This is a genomic window from Arthrobacter sp. M71 S08 (genome assembly GCF_059089725.1).
This window is the reverse complement of the sequence record NZ_JBNHEY010000010.1, coordinates 38,727-61,356: the sequence shown is the minus strand read 5'-3', so window position 1 is coordinate 61,356 and position 22,630 is coordinate 38,727. Positions and strand designations below refer to the sequence as shown.

The 22,630-nt window shown below is 64.1% G+C and carries 13 protein-coding genes and 1 tRNA gene; 3 read left to right on the top strand and 11 right to left on the bottom strand.

Annotation, left to right across the window (positions count from 1 at the left end; translation table 11 throughout):
• Nucleotides 1-2: 2 nt before the first annotated feature.
• The 3 genes from uvrB to nhaA all read right to left on the bottom strand — a co-directional run bounded on the left by uvrB (nucleotide 3) and on the right by nhaA (nucleotide 4,835).
• Nucleotides 3-2,096, bottom strand: coding sequence for an excinuclease ABC subunit UvrB (uvrB, locus tag AC5RTB_RS15970; protein ID WP_494062031.1), 2,094 nt, complete (start codon nucleotides 2,094-2,096; stop codon nucleotides 3-5).
• Nucleotides 2,097-2,169: 73 nt separating this feature from the next.
• Nucleotides 2,170-3,390: a dephospho-CoA kinase gene (gene coaE / locus AC5RTB_RS15965; RefSeq protein WP_494062030.1), complete on the bottom strand. Its 1,221-nt coding sequence runs from the start codon at nucleotides 3,388-3,390 to the stop codon at nucleotides 2,170-2,172.
• Nucleotides 3,391-3,467: 77 nt separating this feature from the next.
• Nucleotides 3,468-4,835, bottom strand: coding sequence for a Na+/H+ antiporter NhaA (gene nhaA, locus AC5RTB_RS15960; RefSeq protein ID WP_494062029.1), 1,368 nt, complete (start codon nucleotides 4,833-4,835; stop codon nucleotides 3,468-3,470).
• A gap of 212 nt (nucleotides 4,836-5,047) precedes the next feature.
• Here nhaA and AC5RTB_RS15955 point away from each other — a divergent pair, with 212 nt between their 5' ends.
• Nucleotides 5,048-6,211, top strand: a complete 1,164-nt coding sequence (locus AC5RTB_RS15955; RefSeq protein WP_494062028.1) for a class I SAM-dependent methyltransferase — start codon at nucleotides 5,048-5,050, stop codon at nucleotides 6,209-6,211.
• A gap of 92 nt (nucleotides 6,212-6,303) precedes the next feature.
• On the opposite strand, the gene rpsA is transcribed toward AC5RTB_RS15955, so the two are convergent.
• The 3 genes from rpsA to polA form a co-directional block, all read right to left on the bottom strand.
• Entirely contained in the window at nucleotides 6,304-7,782 is a 1,479-nt protein-coding gene (gene rpsA / locus AC5RTB_RS15950; RefSeq protein WP_494062027.1) for a 30S ribosomal protein S1, read from the bottom strand.
• 263 nt (nucleotides 7,783-8,045) lie between these two features.
• Nucleotides 8,046-9,365 carry a GNAT family N-acetyltransferase gene (locus tag AC5RTB_RS15945; RefSeq protein ID WP_494062026.1) on the bottom strand — a complete coding sequence of 440 codons (1,320 nt, stop codon included), beginning with the start codon at nucleotides 9,363-9,365 and terminating at the stop codon, nucleotides 8,046-8,048.
• A 54-nt stretch (nucleotides 9,366-9,419) separates the two neighbouring features.
• Nucleotides 9,420-12,053, bottom strand: coding sequence for a DNA polymerase I (gene polA, locus AC5RTB_RS15940; RefSeq protein WP_494062101.1), 2,634 nt, complete (start codon nucleotides 12,051-12,053; stop codon nucleotides 9,420-9,422).
• Nucleotides 12,054-12,216: 163 nt separating this feature from the next.
• Between polA and AC5RTB_RS15935 the strand changes: the two genes are divergently transcribed.
• Nucleotides 12,217-12,699: a PaaI family thioesterase gene (locus tag AC5RTB_RS15935; protein WP_494062025.1), complete on the top strand. Its 483-nt coding sequence runs from the start codon at nucleotides 12,217-12,219 to the stop codon at nucleotides 12,697-12,699.
• A gap of 74 nt (nucleotides 12,700-12,773) precedes the next feature.
• Here AC5RTB_RS15935 and AC5RTB_RS15930 read toward each other — a convergent pair.
• Nucleotides 12,774-12,855: transfer RNA gene (locus tag AC5RTB_RS15930), tRNA-Leu, on the bottom strand.
• Nucleotides 12,856-13,020: 165 nt separating this feature from the next.
• Between AC5RTB_RS15930 and AC5RTB_RS15925 the strand changes: the two genes are divergently transcribed.
• Nucleotides 13,021-13,623, top strand: coding sequence for an ANTAR domain-containing response regulator (locus AC5RTB_RS15925; RefSeq protein ID WP_494062024.1), 603 nt, complete (start codon nucleotides 13,021-13,023; stop codon nucleotides 13,621-13,623).
• An 84-nt stretch (nucleotides 13,624-13,707) separates the two neighbouring features.
• Here the strand turns inward: AC5RTB_RS15925 and pyk are convergent, their stop codons facing one another.
• From pyk to lgt, 4 genes are all read right to left on the bottom strand, one after another.
• The gene (gene pyk, locus AC5RTB_RS15920) at nucleotides 13,708-15,201 is read right to left on the bottom strand and encodes a pyruvate kinase (RefSeq protein ID WP_494062023.1); all 1,494 of its coding nucleotides are present in this window, start codon (nucleotides 15,199-15,201) and stop codon (nucleotides 13,708-13,710) included.
• A 59-nt stretch (nucleotides 15,202-15,260) separates the two neighbouring features.
• Nucleotides 15,261-16,718 carry a glutamate synthase subunit beta gene (locus AC5RTB_RS15915; protein WP_494062022.1) on the bottom strand — a complete coding sequence of 486 codons (1,458 nt, stop codon included), beginning with the start codon at nucleotides 16,716-16,718 and terminating at the stop codon, nucleotides 15,261-15,263.
• On the bottom strand, nucleotides 16,711-21,306 hold the full coding sequence (gene gltB, locus AC5RTB_RS15910) for a glutamate synthase large subunit (protein WP_494062021.1): 4,596 nt from the start codon (nucleotides 21,304-21,306) through the stop codon (nucleotides 16,711-16,713). Before gltB ends, AC5RTB_RS15915 begins: the two co-directional genes overlap by 8 nt.
• Nucleotides 21,307-21,574: 268 nt before the next feature.
• The gene (gene lgt, locus AC5RTB_RS15905) at nucleotides 21,575-22,630 is read right to left on the bottom strand and encodes a prolipoprotein diacylglyceryl transferase (protein ID WP_494062020.1); all 1,056 of its coding nucleotides are present in this window, start codon (nucleotides 22,628-22,630) and stop codon (nucleotides 21,575-21,577) included.

Sequence of the window (22,630 nt, the reverse complement as noted above, 5' to 3'; positions counted from 1 at the left end):
GGTCAGGCGTGCCCGGCGGACTGCATCTGCCGCAGCTCCTTCTTCAGGTCGCTCACCTCGTCCCGCAGGCGTGCCGCGAGTTCGAACTGTAGCTCTTCCGCGGCGGCATGCATCTGTTCAGTCAGCTGGCCGATCAGATCGGTGAGGTCTTCCGCGGGCACCGCGGCGAGACCGTCATGCCGGACGGCTGCGACCTTGCCCTTGCCCTTACCCTTGCCCTTCGAGGCCTTCGCTGTCTTCTCGAGCAGGGCGCGTGTGTCGGCGTCCTCCCTCGCGAGGGTGTCGGTGATGTCCGCGATGCGTTTCCGGAGCGGCTGCGGGTCCACACCGTGCTTCTTGTTGAACGCAATCTGGATGTCACGACGGCGGTTGGTTTCCTCGATCGCCTTCGCCATCGAGTCGGTAATCCGGTCCGCGTACATGTGGACCTGGCCTGAAACATTTCGGGCCGCGCGTCCGATGGTCTGGATCAGCGACGTCGAGCTGCGCAGGAAGCCTTCCTTGTCCGCATCGAGGATGCTCACCAGGGATACCTCCGGAAGGTCGAGCCCTTCCCTCAGCAGGTTGATACCGACGAGCACATCGAACGTACCCATCCGGAGCTCGCGCAGGAGCTCCACCCGGCGCAGCGTGTCCACATCGGAGTGCAGGTACTCGACCTTCACCCCGTGCTCAAGAAGATACCCGGTGAGGTCTTCTGCCATCCGCTTGGTCAGGGTGGTGACCAGGACACGCTCGTCCCGCTCCACCCGGACCTGGATCTCGCCCAGGAGGTCATCGATCTGCCCCTTGCTGGGCTTGATGATCACTTCCGGATCGACCAGGCCGGTGGGCCGGATGATCTGCTGGACGTAACCGTCCGACTTGCTGAGCTCGTACTTGCCGGGGGTTGCGGAAAGGTAGACGGTCTGGCCGATGCGCTCCAGGAACTCGTCCCACTTCAACGGCCGGTTGTCCATGGCGGAAGGCAGACGGAAGCCGTGGTCCACGAGCGTGCGCTTGCGCGACATGTCGCCCTCATACATGGCGCCGATCTGCGGGATGGTGACATGCGACTCATCCACGACGAGCAGGAAGTCATCCGGGAAGTAGTCGAGAAGGCAGTGCGGGGCGCTTCCCGTAGGGCGACCGTCGATGTGCCGCGAATAGTTCTCGATGCCGTTGCAGAACCCCATCTGCTGCATCATTTCGAGGTCATAGGTGGTCCGCATGCGCAGCCGCTGCGCCTCGACCAGCTTGTTCTGTGACTCAAGCTCCTGAAGGCGCTCGCGCAGCTCGTCCTCAATCCGGGTGATCGCGCGGCTCATGCGCTCCGGCCCAGCCACATAGTGCGACGCCGGGAATACGTACATCTCCGTTTCTTCCCGCACCACCTCTCCGGTGAGCGGGTGGAGGGTGTAGATCCGTTCGACCTCGTCACCGAAGAACTCGATGCGCAGCGCGAGCTCCTCATACATGGGAATGATCTCGACGGTGTCTCCGCGCACCCGGAAAGTTCCGCGGTGGAAGTCCATGTCGTTGCGGACATACTGCATTGCGACGAACTTGCGCAGCAGGTCATCCCGGTTCATTTCCTGGCCCTGCCGGAGGGTGACCATCGCTGAAACGTATTCCTCAGGAGTGCCGAGGCCGTAGATGCAGGACACGGTGGCAACGACTATGACATCGCGCCGGGTCAGCAGTGCGTTGGTGGCCGAGTGCCGGAGACGTTCCACTTCCTCGTTGACCGAGGAGTCCTTCTCGATGAAGGTATCGGTCTGCGGCACGTACGCTTCGGGCTGGTAGTAGTCGTAGTAGGAGACGAAGTACTCGACCGCGTTATTGGGTAGCAGCTCACGGAATTCGTTGGCGAGCTGCGCCGCGAGGGTCTTGTTCTGCACCATGACCAGGGTTGGCCGCTGAACCTGTTCGATGAGCCACGCCGTGGTAGCGCTCTTGCCGGTACCGGTGGCGCCAAGCAGCACGACATCCTTCTCACCGGCGTTGATCCGCCCGGCAAGTTCCTTGATGGCAGTAGGCTGATCGCCGGCCGGCTGGTACTCGCTGATCACCTCGAAGGGTGCGACAACGCGGTTGATCTCCTGCGCAAGACTCATAGTCTTACGTTACCGCCCGCCTCGGACAACCACAGTCCGCAAAGGGTGCTCTTTGCTGGAGGCTGAACATCGCCTACGGTGCCGCCGGAGGCTCCGGTGACCAGTCGACGTCGCTCCTCCACGCGCCCAGCCGGGGCGCCGCGAAGGTGGTGAACCAGTCCTCCTTGCAGGCGGCGTAACCGGCCGTGCCGGCGTCGTCCCGGTGGATCCGGGCACACCGGTCCTTTTCGGCCGCATAGGCCGCCAGCATGTCCGGTTCAACGCGCAGCCAGTCGCGGAATGCCAGGGCGTACTCCCAGCCGGGCGAGCCCTTAACACGCACGTGCAGGTTCACCGGCCGCCCTGGATCGGCGTTGCAATGCAACCGCTTCTGCCACTTTTCCTGCTGGGGCACTTCGGCGGTGGGGGTGTCGTGCCAGGTACCCGGCAGGCGGGGAAAACCGGCCTCGGCCAGGGGGTTTTCGAGACCGTCGGCATCCTCGAGCGATGCGACCGTCATCTGGAGATCCAGGATGTCCTTGGCCTGCAGCCCGGGAACAGATGTGGAGCCAATGTGGTCGACGCCGAGTACGCGGGGGTCGACCCGGGTCAGCCGACGGGCCAGGAGGGCCGCCTGCCGCGGCCAGTCCACATCCTGTACCAGCACCGGACCGCCGCGGCGTTCAGCCCTCTGCCGTTTCTCCATGTTCCGGGCGAAAGGGAGAATCCGCCCCGTCCACAGTTCGCGCAGCGCACACACCAGGTCCTCCGGAGATCCGGAGTTATCAAGTACGACGTCGGCCGCCGCATTCCGCGTGGTTGAGTCGGCCTGCGCCGCGATACGCTTCCGCGCCTCCTGATTTGTCATCCCCCGGTTCTCCACCATGCGGCGCACGCGGATCTCCGCAGGGGCATCGACGACAATCACAAGGTGGAAGCTGTCCTCCTGCCCGGTCTCCACGAGGAGCGGAATGTCATGCACGACGACTGCACCGGCTGATGCTGCGCGGGCGGCCGCCTCGGCTCTCGCTGCCTCCCGCCGGACCCGGGGGTGGATGATCCCGTTCAGGGTTGCACGCCCGGCAGGGTCAGCGAAGATCCTTGCCCCCAGTGCCGGCCGGTCCAGGGAGCCGTCCTGGCGAAGGACCCCTTCCCCGAACGCCGCAACTACCTCCCGCAGACCTTCTGTGCCCGGCTCCACCACGGCCCGCGCAAGCTGATCGGCGTCGATGAGTACTGCTCCGAGTTCCTGCAGCGCAGACGCGGCCAGTGACTTCCCCGCGGCGATCCCGCCCGTCAAACCAACTCTCAGCATGAATGCAAGGCTACCCCCGGGTAACCCCCGGGCGGGTTCCGCTCCCGCGAACTGCGGAAACGGTCCCCCGGACGTTCCTACGGGCGACGATCGGAGACTTCGTCCTCCTCATAGACATCCGGAATGCCGTCATGGTCCGCATCAACGGACTCCAGCGCTTCGACCTGGCGGTAATGGCGGTTGCGGGAGACAAGGATGGCCGAGGCCAACAGCGCGGCACCAACCGAAGCCGTCAGAACGGCGACCTTTGCGTAGTCCGTCTCGATACTGCCGGCCGCGAAACTGAGTTCGGCAATAAGCAGGGAGACGGTGAACCCGATTCCTGCCAGAAGCGAAACGCCCACCAGATCAATCCACCGGAATGACGGATCCAGCTGCCGCCGCGTGATCTTCGTCGTAAGCCAGGTGGCGCCCACAATTCCAATGGGCTTGCCCACTATGAGCCCAGCGATGATACCCAGAGTGACCGGTGCGGCAAGGGCTGTGGTGAGTCCCTCCCAACCGCCTACAGCAACACCTGCGGAGAAGAACGCGAAGACAGGAACAGCGAAGCCTGCCGAGAGGGGGCGGAAGCGGTGTTCGAATTCCTCGGCCAGCCCTGCTCCGGCCTCGGGGCCTCCTCTGGAGCTGCTGCGCATCACCGGGACAGCAAAACCAAGCAGAACACCGGCAACGGTGGCGTGGACACCGGCCTCGTGAACCAGCACCCAGACCACTATCCCGAGAGGCAGCAGGATTACCCAGGCTGCCCAGGCATGCCGGCTGAAGAACCCGGTCAGTCGGTGGGCAAGGACGGCGTAGATTACCAACGGAACCAGGGCGAGCAACAACGGGCTGAACGCCACGTCATCGGTATAGAAAACCGCGATGATCGTGATAGCCAGCAGATCATCAACCACCGCAAGAGTCAGCAGAAACAGCCTCAACGTGGGAGGCAGGTGGGATCCGATGATGGCCAGCACCGCCACGGCGAAGGCAATATCGGTGGCTGTGGGGATAGCCCATCCATTCACACTCTCCGGTATGGCCAGGTTGAATCCGGTGTAGATCAGTGCCGGAACAACAACCCCTCCCACAGCCGCGGCTATCGGAACGAGGGCTTTGCTGAACTGTCTCAGATCACCGGCTACAAACTCACGCTTCAGCTCCAGGCCCACGAGGAAGAAGAAGATGGCCAGCAGCCCGTCCGCTGCCCACGCGCCCAGGCTGAGCCGCAGGTGCCAGGGCTCATAGCCGATCTCGTAATCACGCAGAGCGAAGTAGGTGTCCGCGGCAGGAGAGTTCGCCCACACGATTGCGATCAGCGCTGCGACCACCAGCAGTATGCCGCCAACGGTTTCCTTGCGCAGAATCTCCCCGACGCGCAGGACTTCGCGGTAACTGCCGCGCCGCAGCGTATCGCGACTGTGGTCCTCGGGGCGGACGGTGGGGTCATGGCTCGACATGGGCGACTCCTTGGAATTCGGGCTCAACAATGTGCACGCCGACCAGACTTCCCGGCTCTCCAGGTCGTCAGTCTACGGAGAAAACACGGTGAGGGCGAGTTGTGACCTGCCCGGTCGGGGCCGCAAATGGGATAAGGTGGCGCTGCCACATGCTGCAATGGGCGGGTGTAGCGTTGACCGATGTTGTCGCGGCAAATGCCTAGACTGGAGTGGTGACTGAACGGCCGGCACATCCCGAAGCCCACGTGAGCGGGTTCAGCTTCGAGTCCCTGCGGCGCTGGCCGGACGTCGAGGCAGAGAACCTTTTTGCCGCCGACGCAACCGATCGGCTCCTCCTGGATATCGCCGGCGACGACCTGCGCGGGTCCGCCTCCGGCGAGGTCGCCGTGGTCGGTGACACACATGGCGCTCTCACGCTCGGAGCACTGCACGCCGGCGCCGAGCGGGTACGCGTCCACCAGGATTCACTCACCGGCGAGCGGGCGCTGGAGGTGAACGCGCGCAAATTCGGGTTCGACGGACAATACACCTCGGCCGCTCTCAGCAAGGATCTTTTCGACGGCGTCCGGTTGGTGCTGCTGCAGCTTCCCCGTTCCCTCGAGGCGCTGGAGGAGATTGCGTGGTGTATCGCCGCAGGTGCCGACGCCGGCGTCACTGTCCTGGCGGGGGGAAGGGTCAAGCACATGACTACGGCCATGACGGCCGTCCTGGGCCGCTACTTCCACACCGTCACCGCGGGTCTTGCCCGCCAGAAGTCCCGTGTGCTCACAGCAACCGGCTCCGTACCGGTGGGTCCGTCGCCGTTTCCCACGGCAGCAGAGTACGACGTCGGACTCCCCCGTCCCCTCCAGCTGCGCGCCTACGGCGCGACCTTCGGCGGCGCGAAACTCGATCCCGGGACCCGGTTCCTCCTGCCTCACCTGGGCGACGTCCGCCCGGCAGCTCATGCGGTGGACCTCGGGTGCGGGAACGGGTCGATTGCCGCGTATCTTGCGTTGGTCCACCCGGAACTTTCGGTCACCGCCACTGACACCTCGGCTGCGGCCGTGGCCGCCGCCGGCGCAACAGTGGAGGCGAACCGCGTCGGCGGACGGGTCGCCGTCGTGCGTGATGACGCACTCTCGGGGCGGCCGGATGCCGGAGACGAGCTCATCGTCCTGAATCCGCCGTTCCACTCCGGTCATACCGTCCATGCGGGGATCGCGCTGAAGCTGTTCGCCGAGGCCGGGCGGGTCCTGGAACCGGGGGGTGAGTTATGGACGGTATGGAACAGCCACCTGCAGTACCGCGGAGCCCTCGATCGCCTCGTGGGGCCCACCCGGCAGGTGGCTCGCAACCGCAAGTTCACCGTCACTGTGTCCACTCGCCGAGGCTGATCCCCCAGCGGCCCGGGCGGGGCGGCGCAAACCGCCGTTAACGCAGGAAGCCCCCGCCGGTGGGCGGAGGCTTCCTGCGTTGATGATGCGACCTAGTTGCCGGTCAGCTTCTCACGGAGTGCCGCGAGAGCCTCATCCGACGCGAGGGTACCGGACCCTACCGGATGGGACTCAGGTGCCGGCTCCGAGGAGTAGCTGGTGGTGCCGGAGTCGACAGGCTCGTTGGCTGCAGCGGCGTCGTCGGACGCGTGCTGTACAACCTGCTTCTTGTGAGCCTCCCAGCGGGACTGGGCCTCAGCGTACTGGGCTTCCCATGCGGCGCGCTGGGTCTCGTAGCCTTCCAGCCACTCGTTGGACTCGGGATCGAAGCCCTCGGGGTACTTGTAGTTGCCTTCTTCGTCGTACTCAGCGGCCATGCCGTAGAGAGCCGGATCGAATTCGGTGCTGTCGGCGTCGACACCCTCGTTGGCCTGCTTGAGGGACAGCGAGATACGGCGGCGCTCGAGGTCGATGTCGATGACCTTGACGAACAGCTCGTCATTGACGGAGACAACCTGCTCAGCCAGTTCAACGTGGCGCACAGCGAGCTCGGAGATGTGAACGAGGCCCTCGATGCCGTCTTCGACGCGTACGAACGCACCGAACGGAACCAGCTTGGTGACCTTACCGGGCACGACCTGGCCCAGCGCGTGAGTGCGGGCGAAGGTCTGCCACGGATCTTCCTGGGTCGCCTTCAGCGACAGCGAGACGCGCTCGCGGTCCAGATCGACTTCGAGTACCTCTACGGTGACTTCCTGGCCAACCTCGACAACCTCGGACGGGTGGTCGATGTGCTTCCAGGAAAGCTCCGAAACGTGAACCAGACCATCTACGCCGCCGAGATCGACGAATGCACCGAAGTTGACGATGGAGGAGACAACGCCCGGACGGACCTGGCCCTTTTCCAGCTTGTTGAGGAAGGTGGAGCGTACCTCGGACTGGGTCTGCTCGAGCCATGCACGGCGGGACAGCACAACGTTGTTGCGGTTCTTGTCCAGCTCGATGATCTTGGCTTCGATCTGCTGACCGATGTACGGAGCGAGGTCGCGGACACGACGCATCTCGACGAGCGAAGCGGGAAGGAAGCCGCGCAGGCCGATGTCGAGGATAAGACCACCCTTGACAACCTCGATGACCGTACCGGTGACAACACCGTCTTCTTCCTTGACCTTCTCGATGTCGCCCCAGGCGCGCTCGTACTGTGCGCGCTTCTTGGAGAGGATCAGGCGGCCTTCTTTGTCTTCCTTCGTGAGGACAAGCGCTTCAACCTCGTCACCAACGGAGACCACGTCCCCCGGATCGACATCGTGCTTGATGGAAAGCTCGCGGGAAGGGATGACACCTTCGGTCTTGTAACCGATGTCGAGCAGAACTTCATCCCGGTCAACCTTGACAACCGTTCCTTCAACGAGGTCTCCGTCGTTGAAGTACTTGATGGTGGCGTCAATGGCTGCGAGGAAGTCCTCAGCGGTGCCGATGTCGTTGATAGCGACCTGCGGGGCACCTGGCTTCTCGGTGGTGGTGATGGTCATGTAGTTGGGGCTCCGTTGTGGATTATGAGTTGATCCGGACTTGTTTGCGGCACTGCACGGAGAGACACACTTGATGTACCTACCGTGAGGAACCTGCCCGGATGCGGACAAATGGAAATATGGAAATAACACCGTGCAGAACACGTAACAGGACCCACTGTGCGCGGGACATGCCCACCTAGTCTAGCGTTGTGCCGCAACGCGGGTCAAAGCGTCACGGACTGTCCGCGCGGCGGATAAGGCAACGGATCCGCCGCAGCGGATCAGAAGTGCGTGATGCAGTACGGTGCCCGGGCTACCGCAAAGAGCTTCGCGGCGTGTTCGGCTCCGCCCGGCAAACGCTCGGTCAGGTTGCCGGCTGCCGCCAGGATCTCCGCGTCCACGCCTCCGAGATACAGCGAACCCAGTGCGGAGACGTCGAGCGTAATGTCGGTCTCCTCGCCGCCATCGAGCTTCCGCACGTTGCCCACGCCGTTCGCCACAGTGAGCTGGAATGCCCCCTCGGCGTGGCCAAGCGCATCCGTGACGGACAGGGACAGCACGCCGTCGTGCTCGTAGTGTCGCTGGCCCAGAGCCACCACCGGATCAAGGATGCGCAGCCACAGTGCGTCCTCGTCGGACTTCAGTTCCCGGCAGCGTCGGTCTGCCAGCGCCCACGGGAGCGGGTCCTGAACCGGCGCCATGCCGAAGGTGACCCGTTCAATCAGGTCCAGCGACCCCAGGTAGCGCCACAGTTCAAGGTAGGCGGCGTCCGAAACGGCGACAAGGTCCTTCAGCCGCATCGTGTACGGCGTCTTCTCCCATCCCGCGAAGGAGTAGGAGGCGAAAGCATCCGGGCGGCCGTCGTCGTCGTAATGGACAGCGGTGCGCAGCGCCTTGTCCGGTTGCGGACGGTCGTCCCCCCACAGGCCGGCTGACCGGCGGGCGTAGGCGAACTGGCGGCCGATCGACCCCCTCGTGCGGGCGTGAAAACCGGCGAAGACCTCCTGTGTGATCCCGACGGCGGCATCCGCCTCCACGACCTCCATCCGCCCGTACGGTGCCGACGTGACGGCGAACCGTTCCCGGACATCCACCTCGATCGACGTGGTGTGGGTTGCCGTACCAAAACCGAAGCGGCCGTAGATGGTTGCCTCCGACGCCGTCAGGGCGGCAACCGCATGGCCGCGTTCAACCGCGCCCTGCAGGTCGGCGGTAATCATACGGCGAAGCAGCCCCCGACGCCGGTGCGTAGGCCGGACCGTGACGGCTGTGACCAGGTGGGCATCCACGAACCTGCCGCCACCCACGTTCAGCGAATTCACCATGGTGCCGTACGTCGCGACGGGAATCCGCGGATTCCAGGCATGGGGCCCGGGATTGTCGTCGTACGCTCCCCACAGGATGCGCCGATCCGATGCGTACGCTTCGGCTAGCTTCGGCAGGTCCTCGATTTCGAGCCGGCCTTCGTGGAAGCCGAAGCTCACCCCCTCGAACCACGCAGCGAGCGGACCTTCCGCCGAGGTGTCGGTGTCCTGACCTACGGAAAAGGTTTCGATGCGGATCGGAGGTGCTGACGTGTCAGTGGATGTTTGCGTGCTCACGAGACCCCAGCCTAATCCTCCCTGCATTGACAGGCCATGCCCGTGTACGCGGACCTAGTGCGCCGCTTCGTGCCAGCTGGCGCCGGTTCCCACCGAGACATCGAGCGGAACCGAGAGATCAGCGGCCCCGGCCATTTCGGCTCGTACGAGCTGCTCCACCTCGTCCTTCTCACCGGGAGCGATTTCGAGGACCAGTTCGTCATGCACCTGCAGCAGCATCCTCGAGGTGAGCCGGCGGGACCGCAACTCGTCGTCAACGCCGAGCATCGCCTTCTTGATGATGTCGGCAGCCGATCCCTGGATGGGCGCATTGAGGGCTGCACGCTCCGCCATCTCCCGAAGCTGGCGGTTGTCGCTCGAGAGATCCGGGAGATACCGCCGCCTCCCCTCGATGGTCGATGTGAAGCCGTCCTTCCGAGCCTGTTCAACGATTCCGCGCAGATAATCCCGCACTGCGCCGAACCGGTCGAAGTAATCGCCCATGAGGGTCCGGGCTTCATCCACGGAGATCGCGAGCTGCTTGGACAGCCCGAACGAGCTCAGGCCGTAGACCAGCCCGTAGGACATGGCCTTGACCTTGGAGCGCATGGCGTTGGTGACCTCCTCGGGCGCCACGTTGAAGATGTGGGAGCCGACGAAACGGTGAAGATCCTCACCCTCTTTGAACGCCTCGATCAGGCCCTCGTCGCCGGAGAGGTGCGCCATGATGCGCATTTCGATCTGTGAGTAATCGGCGGTCATCAGGCAGTCAAAGCCCTCTCCCACCACGAATGCCTCCCGGATCCTGCGCCCCTCATCGGAACGGATCGGGATGTTCTGCAGGTTCGGATTCATCGACGACAGGCGCCCTGTCGCCGCGATCGTCTGTACGTACGTGGTGTGGATGCGGCCGTCGTCGGCAACTGACTTGCGCAGGCCTTCCACGGTCTGGCGGAGCTTGGAGGCGTCCCGGTGGGCCAGCAACTGCTCCAGGAACGGGTGCCCCGTCTTGACGATCAGGTCCGTGAGGGCGTCCGCGTCGGTGGAGTAGCCTGTCTTGATCTTTTTGGTCTTCGGAAGGGCGAGCTCATCGAACAGCACAGCCTGCAGCTGTTTGGGTGAACCTAGGTTGATCTCCTTGCCGATGATCCTGAACGCCTCGGCGCTGGTGTTTGCCATCGTGGCGGAGAAGTCGTCGTAGAGACGATCGAGACCATCGATGGCGACGCTGATACCCGTCAGTTCCATGCGCGCGAGCACCTCGGAGAGGGGAAGCTCCAGCCCCGCGAGCAGCTGGTTGGCGCCGCGCTCGACCAGCTGGCCGGCGAAGTGGCGGCTGAGCTCGAGCGCGGCAAAGGCGGCGGCAACTGCAGGAGTTGCGACGTCTTCCTCCTCGAGTGCCAACGCCTGCTGGCCGCCGGCGGCAGCCGCCGACGTCGGTAGCGTGAGCTTCAGGTGTACCTGGCTGAGGTCAGCAAGTTCATAGCTGCGCCGGTCGGGCTGGATGAGGTAGCCGGAGATTGCCGTGTCATCCACCTCTCCGGCAAGGGTGAAGCCTCGTGCGTGGAGCAGCTTGTAGGCCGCCTTGAAGTCATGCACCACTTTGGGTGCGTCCAGATCCTGCAGCCACTGCCCGACGACTCGCTCAGCGTCCGCGTCCAGCTCCTCGAACGGCACGTAGACCGCCGCCGACGCCGTAACGAGGGCGACGCCGATGGCCTCCTCTCCCCCGCTCGTGGACCGCGTGACCACATGCACGGCGGCGGTGGACTGATTGGTTCCGTTGATCCAGCCGGTCAGCTCATCCGCGGCCGTGAGTGTCCGGTGCTCGGGCGGCGCCATTTCGTCCCGGGCGGTGTCCGGCTCTTCCTCACCGAACAGATCAAACAGGCGCTTCCTGAGCACGTTGAACTGGAGCGCGTCGAACAGATCCTCCACCGCGTCGCGGTCGGGACGCTGCGCGGCCATGGCCTGCAGGTCGACCGGCAGTTCCAGGTCCGTCAGGAGGCGGTTGAGGCGCCGGTTGCGCTTGACGTTCTCAATGTTCTCCCGCAGGGCAATCCCGACCTTGCCGCCGATGGATTCCAGGTTCTCCAGAATGCCCTCGAGCCCGCCATACTTCAGGATCCACTTGGCCGCGGTCTTCGGGCCGACGCCGGGCACGCCCGCGAGGTTGTCTGCGGTCTCGCCCACAAGCGCTGCGAGGTCGGAGTAGAGGTGCGGCGGAACGAAGTACTTCTCCTCCACCGCCTTGGCATCCATCTGGGGGATGTTGGTGACGCCCTGCTTCGGATACAGCACCGTCACGCGGTCGTTGACGAGCTGGAAGACATCGCGGTCCCCGCTGACTACCTGGACGTCCCAGCCCCGGTTGGCGGCATCGACCGCGAGGGTAGCGAGCACGTCGTCGGCCTCATAGCCTTCCATCGACAGGGTGGGAATGCGCATGGCTTCCAGCACCTTGATGATCAGGTCGATCTGGCCGTGGAACTCCTCAGGGGTGCGGGACCGCCCGCCCTTGTACTCGGAGTATTCCTCGTCCCTGAAAGTCGGTGTATCGAGGTCGAAGGCTACGGCTACGTGGGTGGGCTCCTGGTCCCGCAGCAGGTTGATCAGCATGGCGGTGAACCCGTAAACCGCGTTGGTGTGCTGGCCGGTATCTGTGGAGAAGTTCTCGGCCGGCAGCGCGTAGAAGGCCCGAAACGCCATCGAGTGGCCATCGACCACCAGAAGACGCGAACGCTCCAGAGTGTGCGCCGGCGCAGGAGCTGCGCCTGAGTTGACGTCGGTTTGAACGCTGCTTTGCACGTCGGTCTGCACGTCCGGATCTACGGTTTGGTTTGTTTGGCTCACAGGTGCCAGCCTAGTTCCCATGGATGACAAATTCACTCCGGAACCAGGTTCCGACGGCGCCCACCCCTATCTCGCCGAGCTGACGGGGGCGGGTGTTCCGGAGCACATGCACGAATGGCTTCGCAGCCACGGCATTGGGCGGCTCGCCGCGAAGATGGGAATTGTCTTTCAGGAGATGAGCGCGGAGAAAATGGTTGCCACCATGCCGGTCGAGGGAAATCAGCAGGTGGCAGGCATCCTGCATGGCGGGGCCCACCTTGTGCTCGCGGAAACCCTCGGCTCATTTGCTGCCGGCATCCACGCCGGCCCGAACCGGCAGGCAGTCGGTATAGAGATCAGCGCTACGCACCACCGGTCCGCTTCTACTGGGCTGGTGACGGGAACCGCCGTCGCAATCCATCTGGGCCGCACGCTGGCCACCCACGAGATAGTCATGACGGATGAAGAGGGCAAGCGGCTTTCCACTGCCCGCATCACGAACCTCATCCGGGATGCGCGTTAGCGGGTAGCTGAAAATCATGCTCCAGCGAGCAGCGGCGCACAACCGAGCCGTGCCGAATCAAAAACCATAGACGGTGCCCGAAGTGGGACTCGAACCCACACACCTTTCGATACTGCATTTTGAGTGCAGCGCGTCTGCCAATTCCGCCATTCGGGCCGGGCAGCGCACCCAACGTGAGTTCCATGACTCAATGGACCCCCGGGTGCGCGAATCTACTCTACATGCCGATAGGCTGTTCCATGAACCGGTGCAGGGCAACTCCTGAGCAGAGCTCCCCGCCGGGATAGCGCAGAACCAGTAAACGCATACCAAGGAGCCTCAGTGTCCCAGAACCGCGACTCAGCTAACACGAGCCCGGCACGGCGCGTCATCGTCGCTGAGGATGAAACCCTCATTCGCCTCGACATTGTGGAGATCCTGCGTGGCGAGGGATACGACGTTGTCGCTGAAGCAGACAACGGCGAAAAAGCGGTTGAGCTGGCAAAGGAACACAAGCCGGACCTCGTACTCATGGACGTGAAGATGCCCGTCATGGACGGGATCACCGCGGCCGAGCAGATCGTGAAAGCGCGTATCGCGCCAGTCGTGCTGCTGACCGCTTTCAGCCAGAAGGAACTGGTGGAGCGGGCTCGCGACGCCGGCGCCATGGCGTACGTGGTCAAGCCCTTCACCCCCGCCGATCTGGTGCCCGCGATCGAGATCGCTCTCTCCCGCCACGAGGAGATCAAGGCACTGGAGAACGAGGTAACGGACCTCCAGGAGCAGTTCGCCACCCGTAAGCTCGTTGAGCGGGCGAAGAGCCTGCTCACCACCAAGATGGGGCTCACGGAGCCCGAGGCATTCCGCTGGATCCAGAAGACGTCCATGGACCGCCGACTCAGTATGCGTGAAGTCGCAGAGACCATCATCAACCAGGTCAACTAACGCCCGTCAGCTGGTTCGCCCGGCTGACCATATGCAAAGGGACCCCGCCTCGGCGGGGTCCCTTTGCATATGACGTTTTTGCGTCTACTTGAGCTTGTTCTTGACCGGCCAGGGGCCAACCTTTTCCTTGCTCGGCGTGTAGCCTTCGGGGAGTTGGCCCGCGTCGGCGATGTCGCCCACCTTGTGAACCTTGATCGAGTTCGTGGAGCCGGCCTGGCCTGGAGGGGATCCGGCAGCGATGACAACGAGATCGTTCAGGTCCACAAGCTTCTGCTCGAACAGGACGCGGTCAACCTGCGCGGTCATCTGGTCGGTGTGCTCGGCATACTCAACGAGCATCGGCTGAACACCCCAGATCAGCGACATCTGATTGAGCGTCGACTGCACCGGTGTGAAAGCGAAGACCGGCTTCGGCGGGCGCAGGCGGGACAGACGGCGTGCGGAGTCGCCCGACTGGGTGAAGGTACAGATGTACTTCGCGTCCAGCTGGTCGGCGATCTCCACGGCTGCACGGGTGATGGCTCCACCGCGGGTCTTGGGCTTGCTGCCCAGCGGCGGAACCCGGTCGAGGCCGTGCTGTTCCGTGGATTCGATGATGTTGGCCATGGTGCGGACCGTATCGATCGGGTACTTGCCCACGCTGGTCTCGCCGGACAGCATGACCGCGTCGGCGCCGTCGAGCACGGCATTGGCGCAGTCGGACGCCTCGGCGCGGGTGGGACGGGGATTGTCGATCATGGATTCGAGGACCTGGGTGGCCACGATGACCGGCTTGGCCCAGCGGCGGGCGAGCTCGATCGCGCGCTTCTGCACGATGGGAACGTCCTGGAGAGGCAGTTCGACACCGAGATCGCCTCGCGCCACCATGATCGCGTCGAAGGCATCGATGATTTCCTCGATCGCGTCCACGGCCTGCGGCTTCTCGATCTTGGCGATGACCGGAACACGCCTGCCCTCCTCGTCCATGATCTCGTGCACGCGGTCGACGTCGCCGGCATTCCGGACGAAGGACAGCGCCACCATGTCGACACCGCGTTGGATCGCCCAGCGAAGATCTTCCTCATCCTTGTCGCTGAGCGCGGGGACGTTGACGGCCACGCCGGGCAGGTTGATGCCCTTGTTGTTGGAGACTGCGCCGCCAACGGTGACCTCAGCGGTGACCTTTACGTCATCGACAGCGACCGCGCGCATCGCGACCTTGCCGTCGTCGATCAGGAGGGTGTCGCCGACGTTGACGTCCTGCGGCAGTCCCTTGTGGGTGGTCGAGCAAATTTCCGCAGTGCCCTCGACGTCCTCGGTGGTGATGGTGAAGGTGTCGCCGGGAAACAGTACGTGCGGTCCGTCGACGAAGCGGCCCAGACGGATCTTCGGGCCCTGCAGGTCGGCGAAGATGCCTACCGGACGGCCGAGTTCTTCCGCCGCCTTCCGGACGAACTCATAGGTCTGGTTGTGCACGGAGTGGTCTCCGTGGCTCATGTTCATTCGGGCTACGTCCACCCCGGCCTCGAGAACTGCGAGGGTGTTCTCATAGCTCGCGATTGCCGGGCCGAAAGTGGCCACTATCTTTGCGCGTCTCATAAAACCTTGCCTGTCGTGTCGTGTTCGTGGATTGCTGTTCGCTCCGGCGCCCGCAGGAATTACAGGACGGTGAGAGCGCGGTCTGTGGGTGCCACCGGCGCGGGCAGCTTGGTCTGACCCATCAGCCACTGATCAACCGCGGCAGCACACGCCCGCCCCTCCGCGATTGCCCACACAATGAGCGATTGTCCGCGTCCTGCGTCGCCTGCTACGAAGATGCCGGGTGTGTTGGTCATGTAATATCCGTCACGCTCAACGTTACCGCGACCGTCAAAAGCAGCGTCTAGCTGTTCGGCGATCCCTGCGGGTTCCGGACCCGTGAAACCAAGCGCCAGGAACACCAGATCCGCCGGGATATCCCGCTCGGTGCCGGCTTTGGGCAGCCGCTTTCCGTTGACAAACTCGGTTTCAGCGACCCGGACCGCCTTCAGCTTGCCGTCCTCGCCAACGAATTCAACGGTCGAAGCCAGGTAGGTGCGTTCGCCGCCTTCCTCGTGTGCGCTGGCGACCTCGAAGAGCGTGGGAAAAGTCGGCCATGGCTGGTTGGGCCTACGCTCGGTCGGCGGCTGCTGGCCGATTGCGAGGGTGGTGACGGATGCGGCCTTGTGACGGTGCGCGGTGCCGATGCAGTCGGCACCCGTATCACCGCCGCCCAGGATGACAACGTGCTTGCCCTCGGCGTGGATCTGGTCTTCTACCTCCTCCCCCGCGACAACACGGTTGGCGTCCACGAGGTACTCCATGGCGAAGTGCACGCCATCGAACTCGCGGCCGGGGATCGGCAGATCGCGCGGGACCGTGGCGCCGGTGGCGATCACTACGGCATCGTACCGGCGGCGCAGCTGGTCCCAACTGATGTCATGGCCCACCTCGACACCTGCGCGGAAACGGGTTCCCTCAGCCTTCATCTGGTCAAGGCGGCGATCAAGCTGGATCTTCTCCATCTTGAAGTCCGGGATTCCATAGCGCAGAAGGCCGCCGATGCGGTCGTCACGCTCGTACACGGCCACGGTATGACCGGCCCGGGTAAGCTGCTGGGCTGCGGCAAGGCCCGCCGGACCAGACCCGACGACGGCAATGGTCTTGCCTGTGAGCCGCTCCGGAGGATGCGGGTGAACCCAGTCATTGTCGAATGCCTCGTCAATGATCGAGACCTCGACCTGCTTGATCGTGACCGGAGGCTGGTTGATTCCGAGAACGCAGGACGCCTCGCACGGAGCGGGGCACAACCTGCCAGTGAACTCGGGGAAGTTGTTCGTGGCGTGCAGCCGGTCGATTGCCTCGCGGCCCTTGTCGCGCCAGGTCAGGTCATTCCACTCCGGGATGAGGTTGCCGAGCGGGCACCCCTGATGGCAGAACGGAATGCCGCAGTCCATGCAGCGGCCGGCCTGGCTTTTCAGGACGCCCTTTTCCTGGGCCTCGTACACTTCCTTCCAGTCCATGATCCGGACCGGGACAGGCCTGCGCGGCTGCGTCTGCCGCTCGCGCACCTTCATAAATCCACGTGGGTCAGCCACCGGTAACCTCCAAAATCCTGTTCCAGACCTCTTCGCCGTCGGGATCGAGTCCCTCTTCAATGGCAGCGGCCCGGGCATCGAGAACGCGTGCGAAGTCACGCGGCAGCACCTTGGTCAGGCGCGGCACAGTTGCCTCGTAATCCTCGAGTAGTTTGGCAGCGAGCGTCGACTCGGTCTCTTCCTGGTGCCGCAGGAGCAGCTGCCGGACAATCTCGATGTCTTCCGCGTCGAGTTTCTCCAACTTCAGTTCACCGCTGTTCAGCGCCTGAACATTCACCCGGGTTACATCGAGATCGAGGACGTAAGCCGTACCTCCCGACATGCCGGCACCGAAGTTCCGGCCCGTACGGCCAAGGATGAGCGTCTGGCCACCGGTCATGTACTCACATCCGTGGTCACCGATGCCTTCCACGACTGCTGTGGCGCCGGAGTTGCGCACCAGGAACCGCTCCCCCACCTGACCGCGAAGGAAGATCTCGCCGCTGGTGGCACCGTAACCGATGACGTTGCCGGCGATGACGTTGCGATCGGCAGCGAAGACGTTGGCCCTGTCGGGACGCACGATAATCCGCCCGCCCGAAAGCCCCTTGCCGACGTAGTCGTTGGAGTCACCGAGCAGCCGCAGCGTGATGCCCGCCGGAAGGAAGGCGCCGAGCGACTGCCCCGCATGGCCGGTCAGTGTGACGTCGATGGTGTCTGTCGCCAGCGTGTCCGTGCCGAACCGGCGTGTGACCTCGTAACCGAGCATGGTGCCCACTGAACGGTCGGTGTTGACGACGTCGAGCGTGATTCTCACAGGGGCCCGGTGATTCAGCGCGTCGCTGCTCATGTCGATCAGCTTGTTGTCGAAGTGCTGGTCCAGCTCGTGGTTCTGCGGGAACATGTTCCGCAACGGAGCATCCTCACCGAACTCGTTGCCACGCAGGATGGGGTCCAGGTCCAGCCCGTCCGCCTTCCAGTGCTGGATGGCGCGCTGGACATCGAGTACCTCGCTGCGGCCGATCGCCTCATCGAGTGAGCGGAACCCGAGCTCTGCCAGCAGTTCCCGGACCTCCTCGGCAATGAACTCGAAGAAGTTCACGACGAATTCGGGCTTGCCGGTGAAGCGGCTCCGCAGTTCGGGGTTCTGCGTCGCGACGCCGACCGGACAGGTGTCGAGATGGCAGACGCGCATCATGATGCAGCCGGAGACCACCAGCGGAGCGGTTGCAAAACCGAACTCCTCACCACCGAGCAGCGCGGCGATCAGTACGTCGCGTCCGGTCTTCAGCTGACCGTCCACCTGAACGACCACGCGGTCCCGGAGTCCATTGAGCATCAGCGTCTGCTGCGTTTCAGCGACGCCGAGCTCCCACGGAACGCCCGCGTGCTTGAGCGAATTGAGCGGGCTGGCGCCCGTTCCGCCGTCATGGCCTGAGATGAGTACGACGTCGGCCTTGGCCTTCGTGACGCCGGCCGCCACGGTGCCGATCCCGACTTCCGAAACGAGCTTCACGTGCACGCGTGCCGAGGTATTGGCGCGCTTCAGGTCGTAGATGAGCTGCGCCAGGTCCTCGATCGAGTAGATGTCGTGGTGGGGCGGCGGAGAGATAAGCGCCACTCCCGGGGTGGAGTGCCGTGTCCGGGCGACCCAGGGATAAACTTTCTGGCTCATCAGCTGGCCGCCCTCACCGGGCTTGGCTCCCTGCGCCATCTTGATCTGGATGTCGTCAGCGTTGGTCAGGTACAGGCTGGTGACACCGAAGCGCCCGGACGCAACCTGCTTGATCGCAGAGCGGCGCTCAGGATCGAGCAACCGGTCCACGTCCTCGCCGCCTTCACCGGTGTTGGACTTGGCGCCGATACGATTCATCGCGATCGCGAGGGTTTCGTGGGCTTCCTGCGAGATGGACCCGTAGCTCATGGCGCCGGTGGAGAAGCGCTTGACGATGCTGGATACCGGCTCGACTTCCTCGAGCGGTACCGGAGGGCGCAGCCCTTCCTTGAAGCCGAGCAGACCGCGCAGGGTCATCAGCTCGCGGGACTGGTCGTCAACTCCCCTGGTGTAGGACTTGAAGATGTCGTAGCGCCGTTCCCGCGTGGCGTGCTGCAACCGGAACACCGTTTCAGGGTTGAACAGGTGCGGCGGACCTTCACGGCGCCACTGGTACTCGCCGCCATTGTCGAGGCTGCGGTACGGGTCTTCGATGCCGTCCTGCGGGTAGGCGAACTCGTGCCGTGCCGCTGCCTCAGCGGCAACAACGTCGAGGCCGACGCCGCCGAGCTGGGTCTGCGTGCCGTGGAAGTATTCGTCCACGAGGTCCTGGGCCAGACCGAGCGCCTCGAAGGTCTGCGCTCCGCAGTAGGAGCTGACGGTGGAGATACCCATCTTGGACATGATCTTCAGGACGCCCTTGCCGAGGCCCTTGATCAGGTTGCCGACTGCCTGCTCGGCGGTGACGCCGGTGATGTCTCCGTTGCGCACCAGTTCCTCGCAGCTTTCCATTGCGAGGTAAGGGTTGATGGCGGAGGCACCGTACCCGATGAGCACAGCGACGTGGTGGACTTCGCGGACGTCGCCCGCTTCGACCACCAGGGAGGTCTTGGTCCGGGTGGCACTCTTGAGCAGGTGGTGATGGACGGCGCTGGTCAACAGCAGAGAAGGAATGGGGGCCCACTGGGCGTTCGAATCGCGATCCGAGAGCACCACGTACTGGATGCCGCGGTTGATTGCGCTCGACACCTGCTCGCAGATCTCCGCGAGCCGTGCACGAAGGGACGCCTCCCCGCCGTCAACCCGGTACAGGCCGCGCACGCGGACGGTTAGGCGGTCGCCGTCGTCGGACTCAAGATTGGCGATCTTTGCCAACTCATCATTGTTGATGACCGGGAAGTCCAGCGCGATCTGCTTGGAACGCACTCGGCTGGAGGACAGAAGGTTGCCATCGGGACCGATGGTGACGCCCATGGACGTAACCAGCTCTTCCCGGATGGCGTCCAACGGCGGGTTCGTGACCTGAGCAAAGGACTGCACGAAGTAGTCGAACAACAGGCGCGGGCGCTTGGACAGAACCGCAATGGGAGTGTCGGAACCCATAGCTCCAAGCGGCTCTGCGCCGGCCTTCGCCATGGGGCCCAGCAGGACACGCAGTTCCTCCTGCGTGTAACCGAACGTCCGCTGCCGGCGATTGATGGACGCCTTGGTGTGCACGACGTGCTCGCGCTCAGGAAGGTCCTTCAGGTCGAGCAGGTTTTCCTTGACCCATTCGCCCCAGGGGTTGGCGGCGGCAATCTCAGCCTTGACCTCCTGGTCTTCGATGATCCGGCCGTCCTCGGTATCAACGAGGAACATCTTGCCGGGCGAGACGCGTCCCTTGCGCACGATCTTGGAAGGTTCGACGTCGATGACGCCAACCTCCGAGGCCAGGACTACAAGTCCATCCTCCATGACCCAGTAGCGGGCGGGGCGGAGCCCATTGCGGTCCAGGACCGCTCCGACGAGTCGTCCGTCCGTGAACGACACCGCGGCCGGTCCGTCCCACGGCTCCATCAGCATGGAGTGGTACTGGTAGAAGGCGCGCCGCGCTGGGTCCATGTAGGTGTGGTTTTCCCACGCCTCCGGGATCATCATCATGATCGCGTGGGTGATGGGGCGCCCCGCGAGCATCAGGAGTTCCGCCACCTCGTCGAACGACGCTGAGTCAGACGCTCCGGGAGTGCAGATCGGGTACAGCTCCTCGGGAGAATCACCGAGCAGCGGGTGCGCGAGCTGTGACTGCCGTGCGCGCATCCAGTTCCGGTTGCCCTTCACGGTGTTGATTTCGCCGTTGTGAGCAATGCTGCGGAATGGCTGGGCCAGCGGCCACGAGGGGAAGGTGTTCGTCGAGAAACGCGAGTGAACGATCCCGAGCTTGGTCTTGAACCGGGGATCCGACAGGTCCGGGTAGAACGGCTCGAGCTGAGCCGTGGTGAGCATCCCCTTGTAGACCATCGTCCTGGACGACAGCGAGGGGAAGTACACGCCGTACTTGTTCTGGGCCCGCTTGCGCAGGCGGAAGGCCTTGGCGTCGAGGTCCTGAACACTGCCGCCAACAGGAGCGACGAAGAGCTGCACGAAATACGGCATGCACGCCCGGGCCATGGACCCGACGAGGTCGGCTGCCACGGGGACCTCGCGCCAGCCCAGGACTGTGAGGCCCTCGGACTCGGCGAGGCTCTCGATGCCGGTACGGGCGGTTGCCTCTTCGCCCGCCTCAGCCGGAAGGAACGCGGTTCCTACGGCATAGCTGCCGGGCGCCGGAAGCTCGAAATCCACGACGGCGCGGAAGAACTCGTCCGGTACCTGGGTGAGGAGGCCCGCGCCGTCGCCCGTCCCTTCGTCGGCGCCGACGGCACCGCGGTGTTCGAGGTTGCGCAGCGCGGTGAGGGCGGCATCGACGATGTCGTGGCCGGGCTCGCCGCGAAGCGTGGCAATGACGGCCAGGCCGCAGGCGTCTTTCTCGTTTTCCGGGTTGTAAAGCCCGGATGCCTGCGGGTAGGAAGCGAACCGCGTGAACGGCGATTCCGCGTGGTTGTTCTCCGGCAGAGTACCGGCCGTGGGTGCAGTCATAGATAGAGTCCTTCCCCCATGATGGAGCGTCGGGAGGGGACAGCTTCGGCCCCGTGGCGCGCTTGCCCTTCCGGGAAACGCGTCATTTCTTAGTGCACATTGTAGGGCCGACACGCCTCACACCGGCATGGCTTGCGGGCATGGCTTGATGGCGATGGGCCTGATCAATTCCCGATACGGCGCAAAGCCGGTGAGCTAGCTGATGTACCGAGCGGAGCCACGACGCTGTGACATCGTCCTTGGGAAGGGGCGGTGGCCCCGCTGGACGCTACTTTCGGGAGTCTGATTCCCTGGTTTCCTCGGGGGTTGGTTCCGCGGAGGCGGCCGTACCTGAGGCGTCTTTTATTTCTGGAAGATTACCACGATCCGGACCCGTCTCAGCTGAAGTGTCCGAACTATGGACCTCTGTGCCCGATCCGTTATCTGCGACAGGGATGGCTGCGACGGTGTCATCGGCGGCGGCAGGAGCGCGTCCGGGCAGGTAGACGGAGTGCTCTTCGACCCCCCGCTGCTTCATCGTGAGGTAGATGAAAATCCCGAGGGAAACCAGGAGAACGAGCACGCTCGTCCAGACGTTCAGCCGGTGTGTCAGGCCCAGAAGCGTGATCATTTCGGCGTCGTCGATCCGCAGTGCCTCGATCCAGACACGACCGGCCGTGTAATAGGCGGCGTAGAGCCAGAACATGCGTCCTCCGCGCAGGGTGAACCTGCGGTCAAGAAGGAGCAGGAGCGCAACACCGGCGAGGTTCCACAGCGACTCATACAGGAAGGTGGGATGGAACAGCGTTCCCGGATCAGCGTCCGCCGGGAAGTTGGGGTTGTCTGCGTCGATCTCCAGACCCCAGGGCAGGGTGGTGGGTGCACCGAACAGCTCCTGGTTGAACCAGTTTCCCCAGCGGCCGATGGCCTGCGCCAACAACACTCCGGGAGCGGCAGCATCGGCGAAGGAGGACAGGCGGACACCGGCGCGACGGCATCCAATCCAGGCTCCGACCGCGCCCAGCGCCACGGCCCCCCAGATGCCCAGGCCGCCTTCCCAGATCCTGGGTATGCGGGACAGGTCTCCGTCAGGACCGAAGTACGCGTCCGGTGAGGAGAAGACATGGTAAAGACGGCCTCCGATGAGGCCGAAGGGGACAGCCCAGATGGCTACGTCCCAGACGACGTCGGGGTTGCCGCCGTAACGCTTCCAACGCGCGGAGGTGAGGAGCAGTGCGACGATGATGCCGGCGAGAATGCACAGCGCGTACGCATGTATGGTGGCCGGCCCGATGGAGAAGCTTGCCCATTCCGCAGGCGGACTGGGGATGCTGGCGGGGATCAT

What these genes read in the sequence shown, in the direction of transcription:
- uvrB (WP_494062031.1), bottom strand. Translation starts at nt 2,096, where the DNA reads ATGAGTCTTGCGCAGGAGATCAACCGCGTTGTCGCACCCTTCGAGGTG.
- coaE (WP_494062030.1), bottom strand. Translation starts at nt 3,390, where the DNA reads ATGCTGAGAGTTGGTTTGACGGGCGGGATCGCCGCGGGGAAGTCACTG.
- nhaA (WP_494062029.1), bottom strand. Translation starts at nt 4,835, where the DNA reads ATGTCGAGCCATGACCCCACCGTCCGCCCCGAGGACCACAGTCGCGAT.
- rpsA (WP_494062027.1), bottom strand. Translation starts at nt 7,782, where the DNA reads ATGACCATCACCACCACCGAGAAGCCAGGTGCCCCGCAGGTCGCTATC.
- polA (WP_494062101.1), bottom strand. Translation starts at nt 12,053, where the DNA reads ATGGCGTTTCGGGCCTTCTACGCGCTGCCGGCCGAGAACTTCTCCACA.
- AC5RTB_RS15935 (WP_494062025.1), top strand. Translation starts at nt 12,217, where the DNA reads ATGGATGACAAATTCACTCCGGAACCAGGTTCCGACGGCGCCCACCCC.
- pyk (WP_494062023.1), bottom strand. Translation starts at nt 15,201, where the DNA reads ATGAGACGCGCAAAGATAGTGGCCACTTTCGGCCCGGCAATCGCGAGC.
- gltB (WP_494062021.1), bottom strand. Translation starts at nt 21,306, where the DNA reads ATGACTGCACCCACGGCCGGTACTCTGCCGGAGAACAACCACGCGGAA.
- lgt (WP_494062020.1), bottom strand. Translation starts at nt 22,630, where the DNA reads ATGATCCCCGCCAGCATCCCCAGTCCGCCTGCGGAATGGGCAAGCTTC.